Genomic DNA, 17,301 nt, shown 5'->3' on the forward strand with positions numbered 1-17,301 from the left:
CATTTTCTCATTCAATTTTTAAATTCTTAAAATTGAATCCAATCTACTTATTTACAGTTTTTTACTATTTTCTTTGCCTATTTTGCAAACACCTAATTTTTGAATATTAAATAACTTTGTTCTAAAATTCGCAAAACATAATAAAAAAAATTAAAGATATTAATGTCAAATTGAGACAAAAGTTGTTTATAATATAATTCACAAGTTTCTACAATAATTATATACTATTTATTGATGATACTAAAATAATAATATCTTATGCTGGATAACTTTATGTTATATAGGACTTTCATTTTAATTAGGATTTTGCATAGCTGCTGTAAACTTGTATAATGAGTGACAGTTAAAATTTGAAGGATAATAAATTTAATAAAGTTGATTTACTACAGCCAGAAGAATTAATAAAAGTTATTAATTTATCTGTTATCATTAATTTGACTACTATAATTCTGAGTGCTATACTATGTTTAAATACACAGGTGGGGTATATGGGGTATATTAAATAAAACTAATAATGCAACAGGGGAGTAAATTTCTTGGGGGGATGATTTTGAAAAAAACATTAAGGTTAATTGCTATTTTTACACTTACTGCTTTAATTATTTTTGCAGCAGGTGAATATATTATTTGTGGAATATTTTATTCTATGGAAGGACAGGCTTTTATTGAACATCAGCTTCTAATGTTTTCTGCTATTATGGGTGATGTATTTATTGCACTGGGATTACTTTTACTGTTGGCTTTTGTAAATAGAAGAAGTGACTGGTTTTTAGATAAGTGGGAACGCAAGGATATTGTGATTCATCTTCTTTATTCCACGCTGCTGGCGTTTTATTTTGAAGCCCATGCACTTTATACCGGGCGCTGGGGATATAGTGAATCAATGCCTCTAGTAAAAGGTACATCTATTGGTTTAGTTCCAGTTTTATTTCTTATTATTTTAATTCCACTTATTTTTTATATAACAGAAAAGATTTATAAATTTAGATATGATAAATAGGGAGCGTACAAATATCTTAAATATATATAATTTAAAAAACAATTAGATTTTATATAATGAAGATTAAAATGGGAGGTATTAAAAATGGATCATCAGAAAATGTTAGAGGATTTTAAAAAGCGGTTTAAAATTTCTTTAGTGATTACAGTTCCAATTTTATTGCTTTCACCAATGATTCAGAGCTTTTTTGGCTACAGTTTTGAGTTTGTAGGCAGTCAATATCTTTTGTTTTTGCTTTCTACAGTTATTTTCTTTTATGGAGGCTGGCCATTTTTAACAGGTTTAAAAGATGAACTGAGTGATAAACAGCCAGGAATGATGACCTTAATTGCTCTGGCAATTTCTGTTGCCTATTTTTACAGTTCAGCAGTTGTCTTTGGTCTGGAAGGTAGATTTTTCTTCTGGGAGCTGGCAACACTAATTGTCATTATGCTCCTGGGACACTGGATTGAGATGCGGTCTGTTATGGGTGCCTCTCAGGCTTTAGAAGAACTGGCCAAATTAATGCCAGATCAGGCTCATAAAATTGTTGATGGAGAAGTTAAAGAAATTAAAATTAAAGAATTGGAAAAAGGAGATCAGGTTTTAGTTAAACCAGGAGAAAAAATTCCTGCGGATGGTATAATTTACGAAGGCAGCTCCTATATAGATGAGTCCATGTTAACAGGAGAATCAGAACCTGTAGAAAGAGGAGAAGAGGAAGAAGTAATAGGTGGTTCAGTTAATGGTGATAGTTCAATTAAAATTAGAATAGAAAAAGCGGGGGATGAGAGTTATCTGTCTCAGGTTATAGAAATGGTTAAAGAATCTCAGGCTGCTAAATCTAAAACTCAAAATTTTGCTGATAGAGCAGCATTGTGGCTAACTATTATTGCAATTACAGCTGGTACCCTAACTTTTGGCAGCTGGTTTTATATAACAGGAGATTTGGCCTTTGCCATAGAACGGATGGCAACAGTGATGGTTATCACCTGTCCCCATGCATTAGGACTTGCGATTCCACTGGTAGTAGCAGTTTCTACCACCCTATCTGCTAAAAATGGACTGCTGATCCGCAACCGGACTGCTTTTGAAAATTCACGCAAAATAGATACTGTTTTATTTGATAAAACTGGAACCTTAACTGAAGGAGAATTTGGAGTCGAAGCAGTAGAAAGTTTTGCATATGAGTATAATAAAGAAGATATTTTACAGAAAGCAGCTTCCCTGGAACAGGAATCAGAACATCCAATTGCAAATGGAATAGTAAAAAGGGCTGAAACTGACGAAGTTGAGCTGCTGAAAGTTGATGATTTTGAGATAATTAAAGGTAAAGGAGTAATTGGAAAGATAAATGGTACTGATTTTAAAGCAGTTTCTCCAGGTTTTCTGGAAGAAAATAATATCGAAGTACCACAGTCTGCTTTAAAAGAAGGTCCCTTTACTGAAGTCTTTATTCTGGAAGCGGGAAATTTAATCGGAATGATTAGACTTGCTGATCAGATTAGAGAAAGTTCTTATCAGGCTGTACAGAAACTTAAGGATAGAGGGATTAAAGTTAAGATGCTGACAGGAGATAATCAGAAAACTGCTGAATATGTAAGTAATGAGCTTGGTTTAACTGATTATTTTGCTGAAATATTACCTGACGAGAAACAGAAAAAAGTAGAAGAACTTCAGGCTCAAGGTGCTTTTGTGGCGATGACCGGTGATGGTGTTAATGATGCTCCAGCCCTGGCAAAAGCAGATATCGGGATTGCAATCGGTTCTGGTACAGATGTAGCTGCAGAAACGGCAGATATTATTCTGGTTGAAAGTGATCCACTTGATGTTTTAAAGCTGATTGAATTTGGCAGCCTGACATTTAAAAAGATGATTCAGAATTTATTCTGGGCTACAGGTTATAATGCCTTTGCGATTCCACTGGCTGCTGGTGTGCTGGCAGGTTTTGGAATTATGATTTCGCCTGCAGTGGGTGCAGTACTGATGTCAATGAGTACAGTGATTGTAGCAATCAATGCCAAAATGTTAAAGTTTTAAATTTGATTTAAATATAATAATAATTTCATTAGTTGTTTTCAGACGCAGTTAATGAAAAATTAAATATTTATTGATTATAACCTCAGCTAACTTCAGAATTAAATTTTTTGAAGCTGGCTGAGGTCTTTTTTTGTAAAAAATGATTTATATCATAGCTGCCTTCCCGAAAAATAGTTATACTGGTGATACAAAGTAATCAGGGAGGTTGTTTAAGATGAAAAAGAAATTAAAAATAGTAATGATATCAGGAATTTTAATTGCAATAGGGTGGTTAAGTAATTTATTGAATTTTGATCCACTAATTTTCAATACAGCAATGGTAGCAGCTGCTATTGTTGCAGGATATCAGGTAGCTATCAGCGCCTATAACACTTTAAAGATGAAAGTAATCAGTATTAATTTGCTGGTAACAATAGCTGCTGTAGGGGCAGTTATTATTGGAGAATACTGGGAGGCTGCCGCTGTGACATTTTTGTTTGCCTTTGGCTCCTATTTAGAAAGCAGAACAGTAGGCAAAGCCAGAGATGCAATAAGGGATCTGATGGATCTGGCTCCCAATCTGGCTGCAGTTATCAGAGATGGAGAAGAAAAAGAGATAGCTGCAGAAGAAGTAGAGATCGAGGAGGTAGTAATCGTCAGGCCGGGAGAAAAAATTCCGGTTGATGGTACTGTAATTAAAGGAAAAAGTGAGGTTAATCAGGCAGCTATTACCGGAGAATCAATACCGGTTAGCAAAGAAACCGGAGATGAAGTCTTCAGCGGTACTATAAATAAAAATGGCTATCTGGAAATTAAAACAGAAAGGGTTGGAGATGATACTACTTTTGGTAAAATAATAGAGCTGGTAGAAGAAGCTCAGGAAGAAAAAGCTCCAACTCAAAAACTGATGGAGCGTTTTTCAAAATATTATACTCCGGGAATTATTCTGCTTGCCCTTATTTCTTATTTTATCAGCGGCAGTGTCAGACTTTCTTTAACCCTACTGGTTATTGGCTGTCCGGGAGCGTTGGTTATTTCAACTCCAATATCTATTGTAGCCGGAATTGGTAATGGTGCCAAAAATGGAATTTTGATCAAGGGAGGTGAATATTTAGAAAAATCAGGTGAAATCGATATGGTTGCCTTTGATAAAACTGGAACTTTAAGTAAAGGAGAAGCAGAAGTTGATCAGATAATAACTTATAATAAAGATAAAGCTGAAGTTTTAAGGCTGGCGGCCGCTGCCGAATTTAATTCTGAACATCATCTGGCCCGGGCCATCAAAAAGAAAGCAGAGAAGATGCTGGAAACTGAATTCAATTCTCCAATTAATTTTGAATCTCAGACCGGAAAAGGAATAACTGCTCAAATTGATGGTAAAGAAATTATGATTGGAAACAGCAGGTTATTTAATGAGCAGGGAATTGAAATTAAGCCAGAAATTGAAGAACAAAAAAACATTCTGGAAGAGCAGGGCAAAACAGTTGTAATAGTGGCAGAAAACAAACAGATTATAGCGCTGATTTCAATTGCGGATAGGCCAAGAGAAAATGCCTATCAGATTGTAGAAAAATTAAAGCAGGTAGGCATCAAAAAAGTAGTAATGTTAACCGGAGATAATAAGAAGATTGCAGAATCGGTTGCCAGTGAGCTAAAACTTGATGGTTATAAAGCAGAATTGCTGCCAGAAGATAAGGTAAAGGCAGTGGAAGAATATCAAGAAGAAGGCTATAAAGTTGCTATGGTAGGAGATGGAATAAATGACACTCCTTCTCTGGTAACAGCAGATATTGGGATCGCAATGGGAGCAGCCGGTACAGATGCTGCAATTGATACAGCAGATATTACTTTGATGGCAGATAACTTAAATAAATTACCATATGCAATTGGACTTAGCAAAGCAGCTAATAGAAATATAAAACAAAATGTAGTTTTTGCTGTTCTGATTGTTTTCGCTCTGCTGGCAGGCGTTTTAGGTCAGAAAGTATTTCTGGCTTCTGGAATGCTGGTTCATGAGTTAAGTGTTTTAATAGTAATCTTTAATGCTATGCGTCTATTGAGATATGATATAGCTTAAAAAAGATAATTTTGGTTTATAGAATATTTTTTAGAAGAATTTAAATAATATAATCTGGAGGTAGAAACAAATGAAAAAAATTAAACTTTATTTAGAAGAGCTGAGCTGTCCTGATTGTGCAAATAAGGTAGAAAAGGTTTTGAGTAAAACAGAGGGAGTAACTGAGGCTGATGTTCATTATACAACCAGTAAGGCTAATGTAAAGTATGATCCGGCCAAAATTAATCCGGATGGGCTAAAAAAAGCAGTGGCAAAAACAGGATATCAAGTGGAAAAGACTAAATAAATAATAAAGGGCATTTGCTTTTCTCTTTAAGTCTGATTACTCAAAATCATATTAGCTGGAGAAAACAGATGCCCCCAAATTTTATAACTAAGGGTGGATAATATGGACTCCTGTAATCATGATGCTTGTGTGAGAAAAGTACCAATTTTTTCTGATCTGGATAATGAAAAAATAAATAAATTGAATAGTCTGGTCAAACAGAGAGAATTCAAAAATGGTGAATTAATCTATCTGGAAGGAGAGATAGGAAAAAATATCTATATTATTGAATCGGGACTGGTCAAATTATATAGAAGTAATGAAGAGGGAAATCAGTATATCTTAAGATTATTAAAAGAAGGTAATTTCTTTGGTGAACTGGTATTATTTAAAGAAGAGCAGTTGAACAGCAGTGCAGAAGCTGTAGGGGACTGCAGTATCTGTCTGCTTCCAAAAAATGCACTGGAGAAATTAATTAAGTCATCATCAGAACTTTCCTATAAACTTCTATCAGCAATTACCAGCCGTTTAAATAAAACAGAAAATAAACTGCAGTCTCTGGCTCTGGAGGATGCAAAAGAAAAAACAATGCGTTTATTATTGGAGCTGGCTAAGGAAAGTGGCATAAAAAAAGAGAATGGTATTTTAATAAATTTACCGCTGAGCCGGGATGGTCTGGCAAATTTGATCGGAACAACTCAGGAAACACTAAGCCGCAAATTATCAGAGCTGCAGCAGGAAGAAATTATTTCAATGCAGGGACAGAAAAAGATTTTAATTAAAAATAATTAAAATAATAGGTTGTTGATAAGATACTGCTCTAGATTTGGGGCAGTATTTTTTTGACTTTATTAATCCTGAGTGTTATACTATGTTTAAAGATACCGTATAGGGGTATATAGAATCAAATCAAGGGGTTTTAATTATGAGTAAAAATGACACAATTAAAAAGCGATATAATCGAATTGCTCCAATCTATGATTCATTAGAACTGCTTATGGAAAAAGGAAAAATGGGGGGCTGGCGTCAGAATCTCTGGCAGAAAGTTCAAAATAAAATTGACAAAGCTGGAATGAAGCTTCTGGAAGCTGGAGTCGGAAGCGGTAAAAATATTGAATATTATCCGGATGATCTTGAAATTTTTGCCATAGATTTTAGTCCTAAAATGCTTAAAGAGGCAGAGAAAAAGGCACAAAAATATAATAAAGAAGTTAATTTGTTGGAAATGGATATTCAGGATCTGGATTTTGAAGATAATTATTTTGATCTGATTATCAACAGCTGTGTATTCTGCTCGGTACCTGATCCGGTTAAAGGTCTAAAAGAATTAAAAAGAGTACTTAAACAAGATGGCAGGATAATAATGCTGGAGCATATGCGCAGCCAGAATGAATTTGTTGGTAAGATGATGGATTTGTTTAACTGGGTTAGTCTCTACACCTGGGGAGCGAATATTAATCGCAAAACAATGCAGAATATAGAAAAAGCTGGACTTGAACTGGTTGAGGTTAATGATTTGATGTCTGATATTGTTAAAGAAATTGAGCTTAAGAAGTAATTTAATCTTGACAGAAACACTAAGTGATGTTATTATTATTTATACCCCTTACATGTATAATGTATAAAGGAGATGTTAATAAAATGAAAAAAACAATTATTATAGAAGGTATGTCCTGTGGACACTGTGAAATGCATACTAAAGAGGAATTAGAAAAAATTGATGGTGTTGTTTCTGCAGAAGCTGATTCTGATCAGGGTCAGGCTGTAGTAGAAATGGAAAAAGAGGTAACAGAAGACAAGTTAAAGGCCGCTGTTGAAGAAGCTGGCTATAACTATATAAGAACTGTATAAATTTAAAAAATTTTAATCTAAATATACATGGTAGGGGTACATTTTTTTAAGCAAATAGGAGGTAAACTCCAATGGAAGAATTAGCTACTGTAGTTAAAAGAAAAAAGAATAAGGCAGAAGTAAAAATAATCAGACATTCTGCCTGCAGTAAATGTGATAAAAGCTGCAGTCTTGCTGGAGACAGCCATGATCAGGAAGAAATTGTGCTGGAAGTTGAAGATGAGATTGGTGTTAAGACAGGAGATCAGGTTTTAGTAGAAATGGAAAAAGGTAATCTTTTATTTGCTACTGTGGTTGTCTATGTAATTCCAATATTTTTAATGATTGCTGGATATTTTTTTGGAGTCTGGATAGCATCTTTGTTGAATACACAAGCAGCAGAACTGGCAGGTATTGCTGGTACTTTTGCTTTTTTAATTCTTTCATTTTTGATAAATAAATTATTTAACTCTCGTCTGAAAGAAATATCTTCTTTTCAGCCTAAAATCAGACGAATAATTAATAGAAGCTAAATAATTAACTATATATAAAGAGCCCACGAGATTGCTTTTAGAAGTCTAAGTAAAGAATAAATTCTACCCATAGAATCACTAGTATATACTCTGAGGAGGATAATAAGATGTCTAAAGACAAAAAAAGCTGGTGGGATAAATTTGTTGATAAACTGGCTTCGGCCAATGAAAAGCAGTATGGAGATGATGTTCCGGACTGCTGTGGAGATGGAAAAACAAAAAATGAAAATGGGAAGTAAGTCTGGTATTATTAAATGAATTTAATAATGTTTTAAATAATAAATTTTTATAAATTTAATGGAGGTGCAGAATAATGGCAAGTAAGAAAATAACTTTAAAAATAACAGATATGAGCTGTGCCAGCTGTTCTCAGACAGTAGAAAAATCTTTAAACAAAGCTGAAGGAGTAAGTGAGGCACAGGTAAATTTTGCGGCTGAAAAAGCATATATTACTTTTGATCCGCAGCAAAGCAGCAGAGATAAATTAATTGAAGTTGTTAAAAACAGCGGCTATGGTGTTAAAGAAGAAAAGGCAAAGACTTCTTTTAAGGTAGGTGGAATGACCTGTGCCAGCTGTTCATCAGCGGTAGAGAAGGCTTTAAGTAAAAGTGAAGGTGTTTATGAGGCCAATGTTAATATTGCAACTGAAAAAGGTCATGTAGAATATAATCCAGAAGTCTTGAGCAAAAATGATTTTCGAGAAATTGTTAAGAATGCTGGTTATGAGCTGCTCAGTTTTGAAGATGAAGAAACAGATAAAAGTAGTGAGAGTGCTGAGGATGAACTCAGTGATGATATGAAAAAAGTTAAAGAAGCAAAGAAGAAGATGTGGGGTACCTGGGCCTTTACAATTCCAATTATGCTCTGGATGATTCCGGAGATGTTCTTTGGGATAGCCTGGCCCAATATGCAGATCTTTAATCTGGGAATGATTGTCTTAGCAATCCCACCACTTTTTGTCTTTGGACGCAAAACTTTTATTACTGCCTATAGAGCAGTAAGCCACGGCAGTGCAAATATGGATGTACTGATAGCAATGGGTACTGGTGCAGCATTTATTACTGGGCCAGCAGTTTTCTTTACTCCGATTGCCAATTATGCAGGAGTTTCAGCAATGATTATGGCTTTTCATTTAACCGGACGTTATATAGAAGAAACTGCAAAAGGTAGGGCTTCTCAGGCAATTCGTAAACTACTGGAACTGGGCGCTAAAACTGCCACAATTATTGAGAATGGAAATGAAAAAGAAGTTGCAATCGAAGATGTACAGCCTGAAGATATCATGCTGATTAAGCCAGGAGAGAAAATACCAACTGATGGAGAAATTGTAGAAGGCGAGACCACAGTTGATGAGTCTATGGCAACTGGAGAGTCAATGCCTGTTAAGAGAACTGAGGGAGATGAGGTAATTGGTGCTACAGTTAATCAGAATGGCTTGATTAAGGTAAAGGCCACCAAAGTTGGTAAGGATACTTTCCTTTCTCAGGTAGTAAAAATGGTAGAGGAAGCTCAGGGAACTAAAGTTCCGATTCAGGAATTTGCTGATAAAATAACAGGAATATTTGTCCCCACTGTTTTGGTTATAGCGGCCTCGACTTTTGTATTATGGTTAATCTTTCCTGATGGATTAAGAGAAGTGGGCTTCTGGGCCCAATCTTTTCTGCCCTGGGTTGACCCAACACTGGGAACATTTACTCTGGCTATTTTCGCAACAATTGCCGTTTTAGTAATCGCGTGCCCCTGTGCTTTGGGACTGGCAACTCCAACTGCTCTGATGGTTGGAAGTGGAATTGGAGCTGAAAATGGAGTTCTAATCCGTAAAGGTGAGGCAATTCAGACAATGAAGGATGTACACACAATTGTTTTTGATAAAACTGGAACCATTACCAAGGGAAAACCTGAGGTAACAGATATAACTGCAGCACCCGACAGCAGTGAACAGGAATTACTGCAGCTGGCTGCAAGTGTAGAAGCAGGTTCTGAACATCCACTGGGAGAGGCAATAGTTCGAGGAGCCAAGGACAGAGAAATTGAAATAAAAGAAATTAAAAACTTCAACTCTGTAACCGGTAAAGGAGTTAAAGCAGAAGTTGAAGGTAAAGAGGTACTTGTTGGAAGTAGAAAATTAATGGAATCAGCTGAAATAGATACTTCTGATTTTGAAGATGAACTGCAGAGACTAGAAAATGAAGCGAAAACCGCAATGCTGGCTGCAGCTGATGGTAAAATGCTGGGAATAGTCGCTGTAGCAGATGCTTTAAAAGAAGATTCAGTTCAGGCAATTGCTGAACTTAAAAAATTAGGCTTAGAAACTGCAATGATCACTGGTGATAATCAGCGTACAGCAGAAGCAATAGCAAAAGAGGTTGGAATTGATCATGTAGTTGCCGAAGTAATGCCGGATGGGAAAGTAGATAAGGTAAAAGAACTGCAGTCTGAATTTGGTGTGATTGCTATGGTTGGTGATGGAATCAATGATGCACCAGCTTTAACTCAGGCAAATGTTGGAATAGCAATTGGTACAGGGACAGATATTGCAATTGAGTCATCAGATATTACTCTAGTTCGTGGAGATTTGTCTTCTGTAATTACAGCAGTTAAACTTTCCCGGGCAACATTTAGAAAAATTAAACAGAATTTATTCTGGGCTTTTTTCTACAACTTAATCGCTATTCCGGTTGCAATTTTAGGTCTCCTGCATCCAGTAATTGCTGAGATGGCAATGGCTACAAGTTCAATTAGTGTTGTCACAAATGCTAATCTCTTGCGGCGCGAAAATGTACAGGCAGATTACAAATAAGAACTATAAATAAAATATAAATTATGAATTATAATTGCAAAATATAATCTAGGGAAAAGAAGAATGGGGGGGTTTGATGAATTCCTTATGTGATTTAGATAAAAAAGAGTTAACAACTCGTTTAAGAAGAATAGAAGGACAGGTACGTGGTCTGCAGCGGATGGTTGAAGAAGATAAATACTGTGTCGATATCCTGCATCAAATTAATGCGGTTCAGGGAGGCCTTAAAAAAGTTGGCCTTAAAATTTTGGATAAACATGTCCACGGCTGTGTTCAGAGAGCTGTTAAAGATGAAGAAGGCGATGATGTCATTAATGAATTGATGGAGGTACTGGCAAAATTTACTGATTAAATTTTAATTATTGTCATTAAGATGATTATTAAACAAACTTAAATCCTAATAGCATAAAAAAACCAGGGTTTTTACACCCTGGTTTTTACATTTAAAATTATTTTTTATTTAGCTAAAATGGCTTTTAAGAACCAGATATTTTGACTGTAACCAGCTACATGATCTTCGAAGGCCCCAACAACTTCGAAGTCACCAGCATCATCAGCATCATTTCTAATTTCTGTTGCTAATTTTTTCATTTCTTTTAGATCAGCAAATACTTCATTTAATACTTCATCTACACTGTACTTTTTAGAATCTAATTCTTCAATAGTAGCAGCTCCCTGATATTCATTCAACTTTACTAAAGGGAATTCACCTTTCATTTTCATAATTTCAGCTACTTCATCATACTTTTCAAAGAAATCATTGTAAAGATCTTCAGTAAAGTTATGAACCTGCATAAACTGCTTACCCTCTACATTCCAGTGTAAGTTGTGTAGTTTTGTGTTTAATACCGCTAAGTTCGCTAAATAAGTGTTCATTTTTTCGTAATTTTTCATTTTGAATTCCTCCTGTTGTGAATTTTATTTATTCTTATTAGTAATCATTCTTATTAACTATTTATATAATAACTTAATAAATTTAATATGTCAAGGAATTGTTAAAATTGTAAAATGAGATACATTACACTACTTATAAATTTGATATTTTAAAATTCTAAGAGTATAATAATAAATATAATAATTTTTAGTGATCAATAATTGACAAATCATAAAAACTGTGATTTAATAAAAAAAAGAAAATATATATCTGTTGTCTAATCTCATTCGAGAGCGGGGGACCCACTTTTTTGGGGCGAATCTATTTTAGAAGAAGACCTTTACTTCTAGCCCGACAGCTAACTCCGTAGACCTTATTAAGGGACAGACTGCCTGTCATGGCTTTATTTTAACTATTGACACTACAGTCTATCTGTAGTGTTTTTTGCATTTATTAGACTTTTTATTAATAATTTAAAGATGTATGTAATTGAAGAAATTGGAATGGGAGAGTCAGAAATGAAGATAAGTAAGAAAAATTTAACTCCAGCTCAATATTTAGTTAGCGGTTATTTTATAATAATTATGCTGGGTGCACTGCTTTTAATGCTGCCTGTTGCCACAACTGATGGTCAGGGGTTGAATGCAGTTGATGCAGTTTTTACTGCTACTTCTGCTACCTGTGTTACAGGTTTAATTGTAGTTAATACCAAAGAAGCTTTTACAATTTTTGGTTCAACAGTGATTATGCTTTTGATTCAAATTGGTGGACTGGGTATTATGTCTATGTCAACCCTATTTGCTTTTATTATTGGTAAAAAAATTAGTCTTAAAGAAAGATTAATCATCCAGGAAGATTTAAGTCAGTATCAAATTTCGGGGATGGTAAGGCTGGTTCAGTATTTATTAGGATTTACTTTTGCTATAGAAGGAACTGCAGCTGTAATTTTATTTGCAAGACTGGTTCAGGATTATCCTGCTGGTAGAGCAGTCTATTTAGCAATTTTTCATTCGGTCTCTGCTTTTAATAATGCCGGTTTTGATCTTTTTGGTAATAGTTTAGAAAGTTTTACTGGTGATGTAACCATTAATTTTGTTATTATGGCTTTAATTATTCTGGGAGGTATAGGTTTTGGAGTCATGGTAGAAGCTTATAATCGGGTTAAATTTAAAAAGTCAACTCTGCAGACCAAAATTGTAATTATAATGACTTTAGCTCTGCTGGTATTTGGTTTTATTGTCTTTTTTGCTCTAGAATATAATAATACACTGGCAGACCTGCCCTTACTTGATAAAACTCTGGGGGCGATGTTTTTATCAGTTACTCCAAGAACTGCTGGATTTAATACAGTTGCTACTGGAGCTTTAAAACAATCCTCTTTATTTATAATTATTATCTTAATGTTTATTGGTGCTTCTCCGGGGTCCACAGGTGGAGGAATCAAGACAACGACTTTTGGAGTCATGTTAGTTACTCTAAAAAATATGATTATAGGTAAAGAAGATATGGAAATATATAATCGTAGATTTGAAAAGAAAATTGTTTATGAGGCTTTTACTATTACGATGCTGGCTGTTGGACTGGTTGTTTTAGTGACGACATTGCTTTTAGTAATCGAAGAATTCCAGTTTATAGATGTTTTATTTGAGACAGTGTCAGCATTTGGTACTGTTGGACTTTCAACCGGGATTACCGGTCAATTATCTGATATCAGTAGAGTCTTGATCACAGTAACTATGTTTGCCGGCAGAGTTGGACCATTGACTTTAGCCCTGGCATTTGGAGAAAGAGTAAGAAAAGGTAAATATCACTATCCAACTGAGAAAGTAATGGTTGGTTAATTTCGATAGGGGGAAGATTAGATGAAACAGTTTGTTGTTGTAGGTTTGGGAAGGTTTGGTGCCAGTGTTGCCACAACTCTGGCAGAAAATGGACATGATGTTTTAGCTATTGATCGTGATCCAGAAAAAGTGCAGGCGATTAGTGGAGATGTAACTCATGCTGTAGAGGCTGATGCTACTGATGAGGAAGCATTGAAAACTCTGGGAGTCAGAAACTTTGATGTAGCAGTAGTCAGCATTGGGGATAATGTTTCGGCAAATATCTTATGTACTTTAATCTTAAAAGAATTAAATTTACCATATGTGATTGTAAAAGCTCCTGATACTTTACATGGTAAGGTCTTAACTAAAGTGGGGGCAGATAGAGTTGTTTATCCAGAACGGGACATGGGAGCCAGAATTGCTCAAAATCTAATTTCTTCCAATGTTTTAGATTATATTGAGTTTGCCCCGGAATATGGTGTAATTGAAATTTTAGCCAGCGAGAAAATGACTGGTAAAACTTTAAAAGAACTTGAATTGAGAGCTAATTTTGATGTTAATGTAATGGCAATTAAAAGGGGAGAACAGCTATATATTTCTCCCGGAGCAGATGATAAAATTATGGAAGGCGATAAGCTGGTTTTAATGGGTAAAAATGAAAACTTAGATAAAATGAGAGATTTTGGTAACTAAATATTACCTGGTTATTTTAAAGATAATCTTTTGTTAAGGAGTGTAAAAAGATGAAAATAAAAACATTGAAAGGCAAAATGCTCCTTGGTTTTGCAGTAATGATTATTATAATTGCAGGAGTTGTTGGCTGGAGCATTTATAACTTCGAAATACTTTCCAGTGCTATCAATGATATTATGGTAGAAAATTATCGAAGTATTACTGCCAGCGACAGTATGGTTGAGGCAATTGAGAGACAGGATAGTGCTTTACTTCTTTTAATTAGAGCACCCGAAGATAGAGGCCAGGAGATTTTTCGTCGTAATGAAAAAGAATTCTATACCTGGCTGGCCCGGGCAGAAGATAATATTACAATTGAAGGTGAAGGTGAGATTCTTTCTCGCATTAATGATAATTATCTTAACTTTGTTTCCAGTTTTGATAACTTCTATAATGCACCAGCTGGAACCAATGAAACTGGTGAGCGCTGGGAAATTTATAATGAAGAATTATTACCTACTTTTACAGAAATCAAAAATGATATTAGAGAATTAAGAGAAATTAACAGACAGGAAATGGTTAATGCTCAACAGAATGCTGACAGCAGAGCTAATCAGGCAATAATTTATACGATTGTTCTGGCATTAATGGTAATTATATTTTCTCTAATTTTTGCTATTTATCTTACAAAACAGATTCTGCGGCCGATTAAAGAACTGGAAAAAGGGATCAAAAAAGTAGCTGACCGAAACTTTCAGCAAAAAGTTGAAGTTGCTTCTGAAGATGAAATTGGTGTTTTAGCCGATGAATTTAACGAAATGATTTCAAAGCTCCAGGAATATGAGAAACTTAATGTTAAAAAATTGTTGATGGAAAAGGAAAAATCCGAAGCTGTAGTTAATAATTTAAGCAGCCCTTTAATTGTAACTGATCAGGATCATAAAATTGTGCTGATTAATGAGGCAGCAAAAGAATTATTTTCTATAAAACAGGATGTAATAGATACTCATTTTCTAGAGGTTATTCAGGCAGAAGAAATTTTTGAATATATTAAGAATCCTAATGCAAAAGAAAAAAATACTTTTAAACTTAAAACAAATGATAAGAAAAGACATTATCGTATTTCAACCAATCAGGTAATTGATGATGCGGAAGAATATCAATTTACAGTTACTCTTTTAGAAGATATTACCAGGTTAAAAGAAATAGATAATATGAAATCGGAATTTGTTTCCACTGTCTCTCACGAATTTAGAACACCTCTAACTTCAATGAATATGGGTTTAAGTATGGTAATTAATGAAGATACAGGAGAGCTAAATGAAGAGCAGCGAGAACTGTTGGAAGCTGCTTATGAAGATGTAGAAAGGTTAACAGAGCTGGTTAATGATTTGCTTGATCTTTCTAAGATTGAGTCTGGTAAAATTGAAATGGAATTTGATAAAGTTGATATTAATGACATTATAGAAAAAACACTTAATCCATTTTATAAACAGGCGGAAGAAAAAGAAATTGAGCTTGAATTTAAGCAGTCAGAAGATAATATATTTGCCTGGGCAGATCCTTCCAAAATCAGCTGGGTTATTTCTAACCTAGTCGGAAACGCACTTCGTTATGCAGATGAAGGGAAAATTGGGGTTTCTGCAGAAGTAAAAGGTAGAAGGGTCCTGGTCTCAGTTGCTGATAATGGTCCTGGAATACCAAAAGAATATCAATCCAAGATTTTTGATAAGTTTGTACGTGCCGGAAACGATAAAGATGAAAAAAGTGGTACCGGACTTGGTCTGGCTATCTCAAAGGAGATTATTACTGCCCATAATGGTAGAATCTGGGTTGACAGTGAAGAAGGAGAAGGTTCAACCTTTTCTTTCTATATTCCGAGATTTGGCTATCAGGAGGAAGATAATGAGTAGAATATTAGTAGTAGATGATGAAAAAAACATCAGACTTGTAGTTGGCAAAAGTCTGGAAAAATCAGGTTTTGATGTTCATTATGCAGTTGATGGAGTAGAAGCAGTTGATCAGGCAAATAAGTGTAATCCTGATCTGGTGCTGCTGGATCTGAGATTGCCCAAAATGAATGGTTTTTTAGTACTGGAAGCTCTTAAAGGTGATACTCCGACTGAAGATATTCCGGTAATCATTCTTTCTGCATTATCAGATGAGGACGATGTTCAGCGAGCGATTTCCCTGGGAGCTGAAGACTTTTTAGTTAAACCAATAAGTCAGAGTGATCTGCTGGCTGCGGTAGAAGCAAATATTAGGACGGAAGAAAGTAAAAATACTAAAGAAGAGGAAAATGAGGAGGAAGAAAATAATGAAGAATAAAATATTAATTGTTGATGATGAAAAAAATATTCGTTTGACTTTAAAAACTGCTTTATCAAAAGCTGGTTATGAGGTAGAAACTGCTGTTAATGGTGAAGACGGCTTAAGTAAACTACAGGAAGAAAAATTTCCAATTGTGCTATTGGATATGAAAATGCCGGGGATGGATGGGATTCAATTTTTGAAAAGAATTACAGATGATGAAATTGAAACTAAGGTAATTATGATTACTGGTTATGGAAGTGTAGAAACTGCTGTGGAGACTTTAAAACTGGGTGCAGTTGATTATCTGCGCAAACCATTTAAACCAGAAGAAATTATTGAAATTGTAGAAGACGTTTTTGAGCGTTATCAAGTAGAAAATAGTGAAAAAGAAGTAGAAACATTTGATGAATATATTATGCTGGCGAAAAATGCAATTAATAAGAGGAATTTTTCTAAAGCAAAGGAAATGCTGCAGAAAGCTACCTCTTTAGATTCTGAAAAACCGGAGCCTTTTAATCTTTTAGGAATTATCTATGAGATGCAGCACAAACAGGGTGAAGCAATGAAAATGTATAGAGCAGCTCTAGCCTTAGAGCCTGGATATAAGCCGGCCAATGACAATATTGAGCGGGCCGGTGAGAGTATGGGTTCAATTGATCTGGATAATGTTAATTTCGGGGATGATGAGGAGGAAAAATAAATGTTTATAGTGATTATTGGCTGTGGAAGGACCGGTTCTCTGCTGGCAGGGAACCTTTCCCGCTCCGGTCACGAAGTAGTTGTGATTGAGCATGATCCAGAGTCATTTGCTCTGCTGCCAGTAGATTTTTCCGGTTTTCAGATTGAAGGAGATGCAGCAGAAAATGATATTTTAAAAGAGGGAAGAATTGAGTCTGCTGACCTGGTGATAGTAAGTACTGGAAATGATCAGATAAATTATCTGGTTTCACAGATGGCAAAAGTTAACTTTGATGTACCAAGGATAATGGTCAGAATAATTGACCCTGCAGTAGAGAAAATGTACGAAAAAGTAGAAAGAGTAGAGGTCTTTTCGCAAATTTCTCTTTTAGCTGAAAATATGATCAATAAAATTGAGCGAGAAGGGATGAGATAAAT

The 17,301-nt window shown here is 35.0% G+C and carries 18 protein-coding genes and 1 riboswitch; of the genes, 17 read left to right on the top strand and 1 reads right to left on the bottom strand.

The window, feature by feature from the left end; all coding sequences use genetic code 11:
- Positions 1 to 550 precede the first annotated feature (550 nt).
- From C7958_RS12060 to C7958_RS12105, 11 genes are all read left to right on the top strand, one after another.
- Positions 551 to 1,000 carry a hypothetical protein gene (locus C7958_RS12060; RefSeq protein ID WP_111572929.1) on the top strand — a complete coding sequence of 150 codons (450 nt, stop codon included), beginning with the start codon at positions 551 to 553 and terminating at the stop codon, positions 998 to 1,000.
- Positions 1,001 to 1,084: 84 nt separating this feature from the next.
- Positions 1,085 to 3,019, top strand: coding sequence for a copper-translocating P-type ATPase (locus C7958_RS12065; RefSeq protein ID WP_111572930.1), 1,935 nt, complete (start codon positions 1,085 to 1,087; stop codon positions 3,017 to 3,019).
- Between the two features lie 214 nt (positions 3,020 to 3,233).
- Entirely contained in the window at positions 3,234 to 5,075 is a 1,842-nt protein-coding gene (locus C7958_RS12070; protein WP_111572931.1) for a heavy metal translocating P-type ATPase, read from the top strand.
- A gap of 70 nt (positions 5,076 to 5,145) precedes the next feature.
- On the top strand, positions 5,146 to 5,361 hold the full coding sequence (locus tag C7958_RS12075; RefSeq protein WP_111572932.1) for a heavy-metal-associated domain-containing protein: 216 nt from the start codon (positions 5,146 to 5,148) through the stop codon (positions 5,359 to 5,361).
- Between the two features lie 102 nt (positions 5,362 to 5,463).
- Complete coding sequence (locus tag C7958_RS12080) at positions 5,464 to 6,132, top strand: Crp/Fnr family transcriptional regulator (RefSeq protein ID WP_111572933.1); 669 nt, start codon at positions 5,464 to 5,466, stop codon at positions 6,130 to 6,132.
- A 133-nt stretch (positions 6,133 to 6,265) separates the two neighbouring features.
- Positions 6,266 to 6,898, top strand: a complete 633-nt coding sequence (locus tag C7958_RS12085; RefSeq protein WP_111572934.1) for a class I SAM-dependent methyltransferase — start codon at positions 6,266 to 6,268, stop codon at positions 6,896 to 6,898.
- Between the two features lie 83 nt (positions 6,899 to 6,981).
- Positions 6,982 to 7,191: a heavy-metal-associated domain-containing protein gene (locus tag C7958_RS12090; protein WP_111572935.1), complete on the top strand. Its 210-nt coding sequence runs from the start codon at positions 6,982 to 6,984 to the stop codon at positions 7,189 to 7,191.
- Positions 7,192 to 7,262: 71 nt separating this feature from the next.
- Positions 7,263 to 7,703 carry a SoxR reducing system RseC family protein gene (locus C7958_RS12095; protein ID WP_111572936.1) on the top strand — a complete coding sequence of 147 codons (441 nt, stop codon included), beginning with the start codon at positions 7,263 to 7,265 and terminating at the stop codon, positions 7,701 to 7,703.
- 107 nt (positions 7,704 to 7,810) lie between these two features.
- Positions 7,811 to 7,942, top strand: a complete 132-nt coding sequence (locus C7958_RS15970; protein WP_258394143.1) for an LDCC motif putative metal-binding protein — start codon at positions 7,811 to 7,813, stop codon at positions 7,940 to 7,942.
- 74 nt (positions 7,943 to 8,016) lie between these two features.
- Positions 8,017 to 10,503, top strand: a complete 2,487-nt coding sequence (locus C7958_RS12100; protein ID WP_111572937.1) for a heavy metal translocating P-type ATPase — start codon at positions 8,017 to 8,019, stop codon at positions 10,501 to 10,503.
- A 76-nt stretch (positions 10,504 to 10,579) separates the two neighbouring features.
- Entirely contained in the window at positions 10,580 to 10,855 is a 276-nt protein-coding gene (locus C7958_RS12105; RefSeq protein WP_111572938.1) for a metal-sensitive transcriptional regulator, read from the top strand.
- Between the two features lie 104 nt (positions 10,856 to 10,959).
- Here the strand turns inward: C7958_RS12105 and C7958_RS12110 are convergent, their stop codons facing one another.
- Positions 10,960 to 11,397, bottom strand: a complete 438-nt coding sequence (locus C7958_RS12110; RefSeq protein ID WP_111572939.1) for a Dps family protein — start codon at positions 11,395 to 11,397, stop codon at positions 10,960 to 10,962.
- 244 nt (positions 11,398 to 11,641) lie between these two features.
- A riboswitch (cyclic di-AMP (ydaO/yuaA leader) is annotated at positions 11,642 to 11,765 on the top strand.
- A 130-nt stretch (positions 11,766 to 11,895) separates the two neighbouring features.
- Here C7958_RS12110 and C7958_RS12115 point away from each other — a divergent pair.
- From C7958_RS12115 to C7958_RS12140, 6 genes are read left to right on the top strand one after another with little or no spacing between them, the layout of a single operon-like run.
- Positions 11,896 to 13,218, top strand: coding sequence for a TrkH family potassium uptake protein (locus C7958_RS12115; RefSeq protein ID WP_111572983.1), 1,323 nt, complete (start codon positions 11,896 to 11,898; stop codon positions 13,216 to 13,218).
- A 21-nt stretch (positions 13,219 to 13,239) separates the two neighbouring features.
- The gene (locus tag C7958_RS12120; RefSeq protein WP_111572940.1) at positions 13,240 to 13,893 is read left to right on the top strand and encodes a potassium channel family protein; all 654 of its coding nucleotides are present in this window, start codon (positions 13,240 to 13,242) and stop codon (positions 13,891 to 13,893) included.
- Between the two features lie 50 nt (positions 13,894 to 13,943).
- Positions 13,944 to 15,785 (top strand): HAMP domain-containing sensor histidine kinase, encoded by a 1,842-nt coding sequence (locus tag C7958_RS12125; protein WP_111572941.1) that lies wholly within the window; start codon positions 13,944 to 13,946, stop codon positions 15,783 to 15,785.
- Complete coding sequence (locus tag C7958_RS12130) at positions 15,778 to 16,200, top strand: response regulator transcription factor (protein WP_111572942.1); 423 nt, start codon at positions 15,778 to 15,780, stop codon at positions 16,198 to 16,200. Before C7958_RS12125 ends, C7958_RS12130 begins: the two co-directional genes overlap by 8 nt.
- The gene (locus C7958_RS12135; protein WP_111572943.1) at positions 16,190 to 16,885 is read left to right on the top strand and encodes a response regulator; all 696 of its coding nucleotides are present in this window, start codon (positions 16,190 to 16,192) and stop codon (positions 16,883 to 16,885) included. Before C7958_RS12130 ends, C7958_RS12135 begins: the two co-directional genes overlap by 11 nt.
- On the top strand, positions 16,886 to 17,299 hold the full coding sequence (locus C7958_RS12140; RefSeq protein ID WP_111572944.1) for a potassium channel family protein: 414 nt from the start codon (positions 16,886 to 16,888) through the stop codon (positions 17,297 to 17,299). It begins immediately after the preceding gene.
- The last annotated feature ends 2 nt before the right edge of the window (positions 17,300 to 17,301 follow it).

Origin of the sequence: Halanaerobium saccharolyticum, assembly GCF_003259895.1 — a bacterium.
In the GTDB taxonomy this organism is placed as follows: domain Bacteria; phylum Bacillota; class Halanaerobiia; order Halanaerobiales; family Halanaerobiaceae; genus Halanaerobium; species Halanaerobium saccharolyticum_A.